The 12,688-nt window shown below is 40.8% G+C and carries 10 protein-coding genes and 1 pseudogene; 9 read left to right on the top strand and 2 right to left on the bottom strand.

Features of this window, described 5'->3' with window-relative positions; all coding sequences use genetic code 11:
- Window positions 1–35 precede the first annotated feature (35 nt).
- The 3 genes from B2V92_RS02010 to msrA all read left to right on the top strand — a co-directional run bounded on the left by B2V92_RS02010 (window position 36) and on the right by msrA (window position 2,824).
- Window positions 36–917: a class I SAM-dependent methyltransferase gene (locus tag B2V92_RS02010; protein ID WP_293304378.1), complete on the top strand. Its 882-nt coding sequence runs from the start codon at window positions 36–38 to the stop codon at window positions 915–917.
- A gap of 89 nt (window positions 918–1,006) precedes the next feature.
- Window positions 1,007–2,053: a hypothetical protein gene (locus B2V92_RS02005; RefSeq protein ID WP_293304376.1), complete on the top strand. Its 1,047-nt coding sequence runs from the start codon at window positions 1,007–1,009 to the stop codon at window positions 2,051–2,053.
- A gap of 228 nt (window positions 2,054–2,281) precedes the next feature.
- The gene (gene msrA / locus B2V92_RS02000; RefSeq protein ID WP_293304374.1) at window positions 2,282–2,824 is read left to right on the top strand and encodes a peptide-methionine (S)-S-oxide reductase MsrA; all 543 of its coding nucleotides are present in this window, start codon (window positions 2,282–2,284) and stop codon (window positions 2,822–2,824) included.
- On the opposite strand, the gene B2V92_RS01995 is transcribed toward msrA, so the two are convergent.
- Both B2V92_RS01995 and pnuC read right to left on the bottom strand, forming a co-directional pair.
- Window positions 2,825–3,913, bottom strand: coding sequence for an acyl-CoA dehydrogenase family protein (locus B2V92_RS01995; protein ID WP_293304372.1), 1,089 nt, complete (start codon window positions 3,911–3,913; stop codon window positions 2,825–2,827). It lies immediately after the preceding gene.
- A 14-nt stretch (window positions 3,914–3,927) separates the two neighbouring features.
- Window positions 3,928–4,554, bottom strand: coding sequence for a nicotinamide riboside transporter PnuC (pnuC, locus tag B2V92_RS01990; protein WP_293304370.1), 627 nt, complete (start codon window positions 4,552–4,554; stop codon window positions 3,928–3,930).
- A 379-nt stretch (window positions 4,555–4,933) separates the two neighbouring features.
- On the opposite strand from pnuC, the gene B2V92_RS01985 reads away from it, so the two are divergent.
- The 6 genes and pseudogenes from B2V92_RS01985 to B2V92_RS01960 all read left to right on the top strand — a co-directional run.
- Entirely contained in the window at window positions 4,934–7,999 is a 3,066-nt protein-coding gene (locus tag B2V92_RS01985; RefSeq protein WP_293304368.1) for a sensor histidine kinase, read from the top strand.
- Window positions 7,992–8,639, top strand: coding sequence for a response regulator (locus B2V92_RS01980; protein ID WP_293304366.1), 648 nt, complete (start codon window positions 7,992–7,994; stop codon window positions 8,637–8,639). Before B2V92_RS01985 ends, B2V92_RS01980 begins: the two co-directional genes overlap by 8 nt.
- Before the next feature lie 187 nt (window positions 8,640–8,826).
- Window positions 8,827–9,318: a T9SS type A sorting domain-containing protein gene (locus B2V92_RS01975; protein ID WP_293304364.1), complete on the top strand. Its 492-nt coding sequence runs from the start codon at window positions 8,827–8,829 to the stop codon at window positions 9,316–9,318.
- A 28-nt stretch (window positions 9,319–9,346) separates the two neighbouring features.
- Entirely contained in the window at window positions 9,347–10,489 is a 1,143-nt protein-coding gene (porV, locus tag B2V92_RS01970; protein ID WP_293304363.1) for a type IX secretion system outer membrane channel protein PorV, read from the top strand.
- A gap of 31 nt (window positions 10,490–10,520) precedes the next feature.
- Complete coding sequence (locus tag B2V92_RS01965) at window positions 10,521–10,871, top strand: hypothetical protein (RefSeq protein WP_293304362.1); 351 nt, start codon at window positions 10,521–10,523, stop codon at window positions 10,869–10,871.
- A gap of 39 nt (window positions 10,872–10,910) precedes the next feature.
- Window positions 10,911–12,688: pseudogene (locus B2V92_RS01960) on the top strand (hypothetical protein); the annotation flags it as partial.

The following is a 12,688-nucleotide window of genomic DNA, read 5'->3' as shown; positions in this document are numbered from 1 at the left end:
TCGTACCTCGCAATGACGGACTACACAAACAATAAATGATACAATTACTTGCCCCAACCCACTGGAAAGATTACGAACTGATAGATTGCGGGGATTTTGAAAAATTAGAACGTTTTGGAAACGTAATCCTCATCCGTCCTGAACCGCAGGCCGTATGGAAAAAAACATCATCGGAGCAGGACTGGAAAAAAACGGCCAACATTACTTTTAGGGGCCGTTCGGCTACTTCGGGCGAGTGGGTTAAGAAAAATCAATCTATTCCCGACCGCTGGCATGTAGAATACAAAAACAATGAGGTTGCCATTAAACTCCGTTTGGGTTTAACTTCTTTTAAACATGTTGGTGTTTTCCCTGAGCAGGCGGTAAACTGGGATTTTATCTCATCATCGATCAAGAAATTTAAAACACCACAGCCAAAGGTTTTAAACCTTTTCGCTTATACCGGTGCAGCATCATTAATTGCAAATGCAGCCGGTGCAGATACTACACACGTTGATTCTATTAAACAGGTGGTTACCTGGGCAAATGAAAACCAGGAACTTTCGGGTTTGAAAGATACCCGCTGGATGGTTGAAGATGCCCTGAAATTTGTTAAGAAAGAACTGAAAAGAGGCAAGAAATATAATGGTATCATCTTAGATCCGCCAGCTTATGGCCACGGGCCAAATGGCGAAAAATGGAAACTGGAAGATCATATCCAGGAAATGATGCAGGATGTAGTACAGTTATTGGATGAAAAAGAACATTTTCTGATCCTGAATACCTATTCGCTTGGTTTTTCTTCAGTAATTGTAGAAAATTTAATCCGCACTTCATTCCCTTCGGTTAAAAACCTCGAAACCGGAGAACTTTATTTGCAGGCAACCTCTGGTATTAAATTACCATTGGGTGTTTTTGGTAAATTCTGTAATGTGTAAATGTTGATTACTTTATTTTAAACTTTCATATTTCCGCCCTACTTTCATCGGTCCGGAAAAAGACTAAATTTTAATTATCTAATATATCTATGAAATTCCCTCAATTAGCAGGCACCCTAATACTTGGTTTTGCCGCAATCAGCTTGTTCGCCAACTGTAATTCGGATGGTAAGGGCGGCGGTGTTGGTAAAATTTTCTCATCTGATACCACTAAAAAGAAAACAGATTCAACAGTAAACGTAATGAAACCTGTTGATCCGAAACTTTACGACTCATTGGTTAAAAAACTGGCCAATGGTGATACCACCGGAAAATGGCCGGTAAAAAAACAGCCATATCCATTAGCAGGAGCCATTTTACCATTTAAACGCATTGTAGTTTATTATGGAAACCTGCACTCGAAAAAAATGGGCGCTTTGGGCGAATATGCACCTAAAGAAATGTGGCAACGCTTAAATGCAGAAGTTAAACATTGGGAAAAAGCCGATCCAACTACCCCTGTACAACCAGGTTTACACTACATTGCTGCCGTAGCAAGCGGAACACCCGGTAAAGATGGAAAATACATTAACAGAATGGGTAATAAACAGATCGATTCTGTTTTATCAATCGCTAAAATGCAACCGAATACCATTGTGTTTTTAGATCTTCAGGTAGCATTGAGTACCATTAAAGCAGAATTACCACATATCGAAAAATACCTGGAACTACCTTATGTACATTTAGGTATCGATCCTGAATTTTCGATGAAAGATGGTTCGTTACCAGGCAAAAAAATCGGAACCTACGATGCTGCCGATGTAAATTATGTTACCCAATACCTGGCCGATATTGTTAAAAAACATAACCTGCCTCCAAAAGTATTTGTATTACACCGTTTTACAAAAAAAATGGTTACCAACTCAGCAAGTATTAAACTCCGTCCGGAAGTACAGGTTGTAGTGCACATGGATGGATGGGGCGAGCCAGAACTGAAAAAGGGAACCTACCGCCACTTTGTGCAGGGAGAACCGGTACAGTTTACGGGCTTTAAGCTGTTCTATAAAAATGACCTTAAAAAAGAGCCAAAGCGTTTAATGACGCCGGAAGAGCTTTTAAAGCTTACACCAAAACCGATATATATCCAATATCAATAAACGAGAAATCCCCCGATGTAAAATCGGGGGATTTTTTTATCCTTTTTTTCAACAGAAAAACGTTATTTGTTTGCTGTATTCCTTATAAATCCTATATTGATCTACTGTAAGTCAAACATTTACAACTTGCAGGAATAAACTGTCGTTAACCATACCTTCATTATTAAAAAAAACGTTTGTTTTGATTAACAGAGTTGGTATAGATTTTATATTTATATAAGTAGGATTATGCAAACAGCAACATTTGGCGGAGGCTGCTTTTGGTGCACCGAAGCCGTTTTTCAAACGTTGAATGGAGTAAGCCAGGTTACATCGGGCTATATGGGGGGAGAATTAAAACATCCAACTTATATGGAAATATGTAATGGAGATACCGGGCATGCAGAAGTGGTACAGATCACTTTTGATGAAAATGTGATATCTTTTGCCGAGCTATTACTCATATTTTTTAAAACCCATAACCCTACCACCTTAAACAGGCAGGGGAACGATATGGGTACACAGTACCGATCGGTAATTTTCTTCGAAAATGCGGAACAGCACGAACAGGCAAAAAAGATAATAGAGGATTTAACAAACGAAAATGTATTTGATAAGCCGATTGTGACCGAAATTTTGCCTGCAATGGAGTTTTATGAGGCCGAAGATTATCATCAGAATTATTTTAGCGATAACCAGGAAAAACCTTACTGCGCATTTGTAATACAGCCAAAACTGAACAAATTTGTTAAAGATTTTAAAGATAAAATCAGACCTGAGCTATTAGAATAATTAAACCAGGAAGGTAAGTAAAGCATGCTGGCTTGCGGTGTGGATATCGCGCCAAACACGGTTAATTTCCGACTCTTTTTTGGCAGCTTCCAAACCACAATAAGGATAAAGTTTGGCTGCGTTTCTCCAGCATGCATGCGCAAGTTTTCTACTGATTGCACTCAACTCTGTTAAGGTATCTTCATTAATCTTCCCATTGTTGATCAATTGATCCCATGATTGATCAAATGTATTGTAAAATGTTGTGCGGAGGCCTTGGGTTTCCTGTTTACAATTATTGAGTTCTCCAGTAAAAAACAAGACCTGTTCATCGGTATACCGTTTTAAGCCGGTACGCAAATAAAAAGCATTTTCGACCAGTTTAATAAAATGATTGGTCATACCTAAAGTATTTACGGTTAGGGTTGTTTCTGCAAGCTGTAAAAAAGGATAATCGAAACCCTGATCGGCCACTTCGATCTCCCGGTTGATTTTAAAAGTCCGGTTTTCGGGAATATTCAGGTCTTTTACTTCAAAAGCATGGCTCCCTGTGGCAATTAAACCAAAATACGACCAGCCTGGCAAAAGATTTACTTCCTCTTTTTTTAAGATAAACGACCTGATTTCAGGTTCTCCATTTTCATCCAGGATATCATCACCACTTTCGTTTTTAAGCCTACAATTCGCAGTGAATATGGTAGCGTGTAAAGCACCGCTGGCATAATTCCATGTGCCATTTAGCAGATATCCGTTCTGTTTTTTAATAGCAGTACCTCCTACAGCCCCGCTCCCGGCGAAACAAACTTCACGGTCGGCAAAAATTTCGGCAGCCAATCCAGGATTTAAAAAGCCAGCAAACCAGCCTGCCCCTGCACACAGGGTAACTGTCCAGCCCAGGCTTCCATCAGCTTCTGCCAGCTCCTCTTCCAGTCTTAAAATTTCAGGAAGTTTTTTGCCCGGTCCGCCATAAACTTCGGGTACAAAAAGTTTAAACCAGTTTTCCTGATAGGCCAGTTCCAGGATTTCGGGATGGAGTTTCCCCATTTCTTCCGAAAGTGCCGCGTAGGTTTTTACCTTTTCCTGCCAGGTAATGGTTAATGTATCTTGCATGATGATATGGTTATTTACGATTGGGCCAGTTTAAACCTGTTTTTATTAATGATCTTTTTCCAGTCGAAAAAGCCAAAGATGGCCACGGTGAACAAAAATGTAGTTAAACAGGCCATTAAAGGAAGTTTTTTGTGAAAAAGCAACGGAATGGCAACAATGTTGGAAATATTGAGGAATATCCAGTTCTCGATTTTGCGCTTGGCCAGCAGCCACATGCCTGCCCATGCGGTAGCCGAAACAAAGGCATCAAACAAAGGCACATCCGAATCGGTATAATGCCTCAATACCAGATAAAGTATACCAAAACCAATAACCGAAATTAAAACCGCTGTGGTAAGCTCTCTGTTAGTTGACCACGACACCTGGTTTTCGCCATCCTGTTTTCTCTTTTTCCAGATTGCCCAGCCGTATACGCTCATTACCAGGTAATAAATACTTAACAGTGTTTCTGCATATAGCTTTACATTCAGCAATAAAAACATGGATAGCAGAATGGAAATGATGCCCGTTGGGTATAACCAGATATTGTTTTTTTTTGCCAATAAAACCTCTGTAACCCCGAAGCCAACCGCAAACCATTCTATTACCGAGGTGTGTATAATCTGCTCTTGAAAAAGCCTGAACCAATCCTGAAAATCCATTTACAATATAAATTTGAAAACTGTTTTCAGGGCGAAACAGCAATATGATGTAACCTCTTCCTACGTCGGCATTATCCGAATCAGGTTCATTAGAAGGTGTAGAGTGTAGGGTTAAAGGCGTAAGGTTAAACCCTCTACCTTAAGCCTTTTACCTTAAGCCTCTAAATGGGTGTATTCTCAGCAAATTGATGGTAACAGAAATCACATCATCAAAAAGCACCCCTTTGAGCGCTACAAATATACGCTTTTTTAACCTAATGGTGTTTTATGTAACATAAACATGTTAAAAGCCATAATCTACTTATTATCAAGAACAACAAAGGCAAAATATTATATTTTTATATCTTTAAAACCTCAAATCATCCCATTTTAACGTCCCATGTGCTGCATTAACCTCTCTTTCTGCTCCAGATTGCCAAAAAGGATATGCGGTATTTTATGTTTTTTTTTAATACATCTTTCGGGTTTTGCCCAAACCAAACCAACTTTATTATTTAAACACCTCACGCTCGAAGATGGTTTAAGCGATCCGACCGTACAGGCGTTACATGTTGATAGGGATGGTTTTTTATGGATGGGCACCGAAAATGGATTAAACCGTTTTGACGGGAAAACCTGTATTACCTATAAAAAGAATAACCGGTCTACAGCCTTCCCAGGTAATTATATTACCAATATTATTGAAGATAAAAAGGGCGACCTCGTTATCGGTTCGCAAAGCAATTTGGTTAAGTACAACAGAAAACAGGATAGTTTTATACCCTATAATTTTAAAAAAGGACTTAAGCTGAATGAGAATTATTATTCATTTCCTTTTTATATAGATAAGCAGGAAGACCTTTGGGTTTACCTGGCCGGTAATGTGTACAAACACAGCAGTAAAGACAGTACGACCAAATATATTACCACCTATTCGAACGGGTACCAGTTTGCGCCCATCACTTTTTATAATAAGCTCGATTGGTTTATCAGCAGAGGTGTAAAGGGTATATACATTAATAAAACCGATGATATAAAAGAAGAGCATGTTCAGGAGTTTTTTATGAACAGCCACAACGAAGCCCTTAACAGTCATATTTCTGATGTCTATATCGCTTCAGACAGTGTACTTTGGCTGGCCGGCGATAAGGGTTTGATTAAACTTAATACCAAAACCAAAACATACGAACGCTTTAATACTTATAAAACAAGTAAGAACATTGCCACAACCGCTTTAGAAAAATATCCTGATAAACCCTGGCTTTTTATCGGCACCAGAAACAATGGCCTGCTTTTATTTGATATGGTGAACAAAAAATTTTTTGCCGAATATACGCACCGGGCCGATGACGCTTTCAGTTTATTGGGCAATTATATCCGTAAGATTTATATCGATAAAAAACAGAATTTATTTTTAAGCATTAATGGTTATGGACTAGATTACACCAACTTAAACAAAGTAATTTTTTCGCGTTATATAGAGAAAACCGATATCGTTTCTCCGAATTTTGAAAACGACATCAGCATTATGATCAAACCCAAAAACGGCCAGTTATGGTGCGGTACAAAAACTTCGGGCCTGCTCATTTATAACCAGGATTTAAGCAAACCTGTAAAACATGAATTTTTAAAACTTGGCATCTCACAATTGGTTGAGCTGAACAATGGCAACATTTTAACCGGTCTTGCTAACGGCAATTTCTTTATTTACGAGACTAAAAAGCAAAATTTTACTCCGTTAAAAGCAGTTTTTTCTGAAACCTTGAATGGAAAAGTACAGATTAACCAGATTTTAAAATTTGGTTCCGATCTGCTTGCGGCAACTGAATATGGTGTAGCAAAAGTAATTTTCAAACAGAAAAACGAGCTTTATTTCGAAATGGACCAGGGCATAAACCGTGCAATACCGTGGCCAAATATCCAAACCATTGTGCCTACCATTGGTGGCAAGGCCATTATCCAATCGTACTACACGGCCTTATATCTTGCGGATTGGAAAGATGGGAGGTTCATTTTTAAAAAGGAGATCGGAAAATCGCCTTATGGTATCAACGGAAGCATTACTATTGGTAATGCGCTTTACCTGGCCACTACTTCGGGTCTGTTAAAATATAATCCTATTACAAATACCATTGAAAAATCGGTTTTAATCGATGCCAATTGCAGTAGTTTACTGGCTGATCAAAATAAAAATCTTTGGGTAGGCTCCAACAATGGCCTTTACTTTTACAATACCAAAAACAATAACCAAACCCGTTACACCATTGGCGATGGTTTGCAGAGTATGGTTTTTAATCCAAATGCCGCAATAGCACTTAATAATCATTTATTGACTTTCGGCGGTATAAATGGTATTAATGTAATAGATCCTGCGAAATCGAATATTTACACCAGTCATTCAAAGCCCCAGATCACCGAAATCCTGATCAACGATCAGATCCATCCGGGCATTGGCAATCCGATTACCACCACCGACTTAGAACTTCAGCATGATGAAAATACGATAACTATTGCTTTCAGCACAATGGATTTTATCGATCCTGCGCAGCGGAAAATAGTTTACCAGATGATCGGTTATGACAACAAAAAAGTAAGTGTTTCGGGGAGCAACAGCATCAGGTTCCCCAACATGCCCTCTGGGAAATTTAAACTTGTAATAACAGATGTTTACAGCAAGGAGAAAACAGTTTTATCGATTTTTATCGGTGCTCCTTTTTGGCAGAAAACCTGGTTTATTGTTTTCTGTGTAGTTGCTTTAGCCATCATTTCACTCATTGCCCTATATATTTACCTAAGATGGGTAAAATATCTGGAGGTATTACAGTTAAGGCAAATCCTCAACTTTCAGAAAGCCGAAAGAAAAAGAATCGCCGACGACCTGCATGATGAGCTGGGTTTGAAATTATCAACACTGAAACATTATCTTTTGGCAGGCGATATCAATAAAATGATCGATGGCGGCGAACTGCGTAGATTATCTACCGAATATATCGATTCATCTGTAAATGTACTCAGAAACACCCTTATTAGCCTTAGCCCCCAAACCCTTGATGAAAATGGATTGGTAACGGCGATGGAAGATTTGATTGCAAGTATTAATAAACTCGGCATAATTAAAATCCATTTCGATCATTCGGGCTTTACCGTTGCACTCAAAAGCACACCCGAATATGCCATTTACCGGATATGCCAGGAGCTGATCAACAATACCATTAAACACGCCCAGGCTAAAAACATCTACATCGTAATCATCAACCGAAATGAAAGATTGATCGTACTTTATGAAGATGATGGTAAGGGCTACGATTACAATAATGTAAAGCGGGGTTATGGCCTGTTCAATATTGAAGCACTTGTGAAGGCTATAAGGGCCGAACTGGATATGGATTCGGAAAAGGGAAAAGGTGTTGCAGTTACCATTTCGATTAACCTGAAAAGAATTTTAAAACCAAAAGCTAATGATTAAGATATTAATTGCCGACGATCATAATGTTTTAATTAACGGACTGAAGCTGATTTTTGCCGTTAGAGACGATTTTAAAATAATTTCTGTAGCCAATAACGGCCAGGAAGTTATAGATCTTGTTAAAAGTGAATGTCCGGATGTAATCCTGCTGGACATCAATATGCCGCTTTTAAACGGTTATCAGACCCTCGAAATTCTTAAATCAGACTATCCTGAAATAAAGGTTATTATACTTTCGATGCTTAACGACAAAAGAAATGTACTGAATATGCTCGAAGCAGGCGCCAAAGGTTATCTTTTTAAGGATACCGACGACAAACAACTGTTTAACGCCATCGAGATGATCCAGCAGGGCGGGTATTATGTTTCGGAAGACCTCCAGAGCATCCTCGACGAATTTTTGGCAAACAGTAAATGCGCTGATAAAAAAAACAAACAATTACTTTCCTCGCGCGAACTTGAAATTGTGAGCCTGATTGTTGATGGCAATACCAACGCAGAAATTGCCGACCTGCTTTTCTTAAGTACACGGACCGTAGATACCCACCGTAAAAACATTTTCCACAAACTAAACTTAAATAATACCGCCTTACTTGTTAAATATGCCTTAGAAAATAAGGCGTTCCTTGGTTTACAATAACACCTGTTCATTAGTGTTCATTTTAAAAATACCGTAAAAAGCGTATTGAAATAATAGTTTGCTTTCAGTCAATTTGTAGTGGTCATCCATTAACACTCATCATTTAAGCCTTACGGAAGATGATAGGTATGGTTGTGCCAAAAGGGTAAACCTTACAAACTATAACTAATCAAATTTCTGACGCTCTATGAAGAAGGTATTTTTACTATTATCCATTTCTTTTCTTTTTTTATTTAAATCTTACGGTCAGGCTACGCTTACCCGAAGTGTGGCAGCCAGTACAGGTTCGAGTGCACAGGTTGGCGCAACTTTGGTGCAGTTTACCGTTGGCGAGGTTGCAACCTTAACGTTGCAAAGTGCAGGCATAATGCTTACCCAGGGTTTTCAACAGCCGGAAATTATAGCCTCGAACTTTGTTCCAAATGCAGTTGGCAACATGCGGGTTTATCCTAACCCTGCCGTTGGAAAAACAAAAGTAGATTTCGATTTATTGACTGATGGCAAAGTGATCATTAACCTGGTTAATAACGCCGGCCAGATTGTTCATTCGAGTTCGGTTACCAGCCTGGCCGGTAAAATAGAATATGTAATACCATTAAACGGACTTGCTTCGGGGATGTACCATGTGGTACTGTACGTTAACTACCGTACATTTTCCGAAAAGCTTGTTATCCAATAAAATACTGTTAACCATCTAAACAACGTTTATGAAAACGCTTACCAAAATTGCATACGCTGCACTGATTTTGTTCTGTTCGGTCAGTTGTGCAAAGGCTCAGCTTCAAAATCAATACAGTACGGTAACCACTGGTGCATCCTTTTTATTAATCAGTCCTGATGCACGCAACTCGGGCGTTGCAGAGGCCGGCACCGGATTAACCAGTGATGCAAATTCCAATTTTGTTAACGGGGCAAAACTATCTTTCGCCAATAAAACAGGCATAAGTGTTTCTTATGTGCCATGGATGAAAGAGATTGATAAAAACATGCACCTTGGTAACTTAAATGCTTACCACCAATTAAATGAAAAAGAGGTTCTCGCTGTTTCTTTAAGATATTTTGATCAGGGCAGCATTAATTTCCGTGATGAAAACGGGACATTTTTACAGCAGTATAATGCCAACGAATTCTCGATAGACGGAACCTATTCCAGAAAATTCGGAAATAACCTGGCCATTGCCTTAACGGGCCGTTTTATCAGGAGCGATTTAGGTAACGGAACGTTTAATGGCTTACAGGTAAATGCTGTAAATGCATACGCAGCCGACATCAGTGTGTATTCGGAAAAAACATTAAGCAACTCGCGTTATGCATGGGGTGTAAGTTTAACCAATGTGGGTACCAAACTTAAATATTCCTCTTCTCCAGGGGGCGAATCGTTTTTACCTATGAACCTTCGCATTGGCGGCGGTTATACCCTGCTTAAAAATCCGAACAACAGCCTAACCTTTTTGGTCGACATCAATAAACTGATGGTACCTACCCCACCGCAGTATAAACGTGATGCAAATGGAATCGCCACAAATGAAATCGAAAAAGGTAAAGATCCTTACCGTAGTGTGCCCAGTGCTTTATTTACCTCTCTTTTTGATGCCCCGGGTGGTTTCAGGGAAGAAATTTCAGAATTTACAATTGCCGGGGGGATGGAGTTTGCCTACATGAACCAGTTTTTTCTCCGTACCGGATATTTTTACGAAGATCCTGAAAAAGGTAACCGGCAACACGTTTCGGTTGGGCTTGGCTTAAAACTAAAACCTTTCCAGTTCGACATGAGTTATGTTGCCCCAACCGCACGGCGCTACGTACTCCGGAACGGCGTCAAATTTACCTTAAGTTATGCCATTGATTAATTGTTAAACCGTACTAAACAAGCTATAAAAAATGAAAAAATTATTCTTCCTGTTGATACTGACCGTTATTGGTATCGCAAATGCAAAAGCTCAAAATTCGACCAGTAAAACCTTGTTTCCTCATAAAGAAGCTGAAATTTCTGCTATTAAAGCAAAAGAAGATGCTCCGGTTAAAAAACAGGATGTTTCTACACCAACCAAACAAAGGTTGTTCCAGAATTACACGCCTAGTACACAACGGTCATCTTTTTCTGCAGCAAAAAGCAAAGCAGTAAGCAATACCAAAACAGTTTCCGAGTCGGAAATCAAAGTTGATAAAAACGAACCAAAAAAAGAGGTTAAACAACCTCCTATGCAGCAGGAAAGCAGCACAAAACAGTAAAAATATACATCTATTACCTCTTTACTTAAATTATTTAACATGAAAAAGTTTACGCTCATAGTTGCGGTTACCCTTATCTTTTTTGGAAAAATATTTGCCCAAAGCGGATTAACAGGGATCAACTATCAGGCAGTTGCCCGCAATAACGATGGAACCGTACTTGCCAAACAGAACGTAAGGGTTAGGATTTCTATACTTGGAGCAAGTGCCAGTGGCCCTGTGCAATATCAGGAAACACACGACCTTACTACAAACACATTAGGCCTTTTTACCTTACAGATTGGAAAAGGAAGCCCATCAACAGGAACTTTAACAGGCGTGCCCTGGCAAAATGCAAATCAGTATTTAAAAGTAGAACTGGCCATTGGCGGTGGTGCTTTTACCGATTTGGGAGCCACACAATTAATGAGTGTACCTTTTGCTTTATATGCAGCTTCGGGTAACCCCGGTCCTGCAGGTGCAACAGGCCCAGCCGGACCAACTGGTGCTGCTGGCCCAACCGGTGCAACTGGAGCTATTGGTCCTGTAGGCCCCGCGGGTGCAACCGGACCAATAGGAGCTACCGGAGCGGTAGGCCCAATCGGTCCACAGGGATTGGTAGGTCCTGCAGGTGCTACAGGACCAGCGGGGCCGATAGGCGCAACTGGAGCTACAGGTGCTACTGGAGCAATAGGTCCGGTAGGTCCTGCTGGTGCAACTGGCCCAATTGGGTTAACTGGAGCGGCAGGCCCGATCGGTCCACAAGGATTAGTTGGTCCTGCTGGCGCAACTGGTCCTGCGGGGCCAATAGGTGCCACGGGCCCGGCAGGTGCAACTGGACCAATCGGACCGATAGGTCCGGCCGGTGCACAAGGTGCCGTAGGACCAGTAGGTGCAACAGGGGCTATAGGCCCGGTTGGTCCTGCAGGTGTACAGGGAACTCAAGGACCGGTTGGCGCAACCGGTCCCGCTGGTCCAATAGGTCCGGTTGGCCCTGCAGGCTCACTAACCGGAGCAGCTGGCGGTGATTTAAGCGGTAATTATCCAAATCCGGTTGTAAAAGGGCTACAGAATGTTGCTATCGCGGCTACCGCGCCTACCAATGGTCAGGTTTTAAGATATAACGGAACCAATTGGGCTCCGGCAAACGCTTCGGGCGGAGGTTTTGTTCTTCCATATGTTACAACTGAAAACAATGCTTCAACCTTATTTTCGATTGCCAACAATGGTGATGGAACATCAGTTGAAGGCGTAAATAATACCACAACATCAAGCATAGCGGCAGTAAGGGGAATTGTAAGTTCTACTGCTCCAGGTGGTTTTTCTTCAGCCCTTCGCGGTATCAATAATGGCACAGGTGGCCTGGGTATCGGCGTTTGGGGAAGTCATAATGGTAGTGGTTGGGGAGTTTATGGTGTAACCCCAAATGGTTTGGGTGTTTATGGAAACTCGAGCGCAGGAGGTTATGGTGTATATGGTAATAGCAATTCGGGAACAGGTTTATATGGGACGTCGGTTAACGGTCCGGCTGCCAATGTTTCTATTCTAAACAATTCAAATGCAAACGTAGCATTAACGGTTAACACACTAGGTAATGGAACGGTAATCGATGCATCAACATCAGGAAGTGGTATTGGGGTGAGAAGTACAAGTGGCAGTGGTTTGGCCATAAACGGGATTACCACCGCCCAAACTTCGGCGGGTGTGCTCGGTCAGAACACAGGTGGCGGAGAGGCTGTAGTGGGTTTAACCACCAGTGATATTGCCGGAGCGGTTGTAGGCCGTAATGATGGCGGTGGATTCGGTGTACGCGGCTTTATTGCTACCAATACCACCGG

Origin of the sequence: Pedobacter sp. UBA5917 (assembly GCF_002432345.1) — a bacterium.
Classification (GTDB): Bacteria; Bacteroidota; Bacteroidia; order Sphingobacteriales; family Sphingobacteriaceae; genus Pedobacter.
The sequence above is the reverse complement of the archived record's forward strand: the minus strand, read 5'-3'. Positions and strand labels throughout refer to the sequence as shown.

Bases quoted from the DNA above. Each gene is read 5' to 3' on its own strand.
- porV (WP_293304363.1), top strand. From the start codon at position 9,347: ATGAAAACGCTTACCAAAATTGCATACGCTGCACTGATTTTGTTCTGT.
- B2V92_RS01975 (WP_293304364.1), top strand. From the start codon at position 8,827: ATGAAGAAGGTATTTTTACTATTATCCATTTCTTTTCTTTTTTTATTT.
- B2V92_RS01985 (WP_293304368.1), top strand. From the start codon at position 4,934: ATGTGCTGCATTAACCTCTCTTTCTGCTCCAGATTGCCAAAAAGGATA.
- pnuC (WP_293304370.1), bottom strand. From the start codon at position 4,554: ATGGATTTTCAGGATTGGTTCAGGCTTTTTCAAGAGCAGATTATACAC.
- B2V92_RS01965 (WP_293304362.1), top strand. From the start codon at position 10,521: ATGAAAAAATTATTCTTCCTGTTGATACTGACCGTTATTGGTATCGCA.
- B2V92_RS02010 (WP_293304378.1), top strand. From the start codon at position 36: ATGATACAATTACTTGCCCCAACCCACTGGAAAGATTACGAACTGATA.
- B2V92_RS02005 (WP_293304376.1), top strand. From the start codon at position 1,007: ATGAAATTCCCTCAATTAGCAGGCACCCTAATACTTGGTTTTGCCGCA.
- msrA (WP_293304374.1), top strand. From the start codon at position 2,282: ATGCAAACAGCAACATTTGGCGGAGGCTGCTTTTGGTGCACCGAAGCC.
- B2V92_RS01980 (WP_293304366.1), top strand. From the start codon at position 7,992: ATGATTAAGATATTAATTGCCGACGATCATAATGTTTTAATTAACGGA.
- B2V92_RS01995 (WP_293304372.1), bottom strand. From the start codon at position 3,913: ATGCAAGATACATTAACCATTACCTGGCAGGAAAAGGTAAAAACCTAC.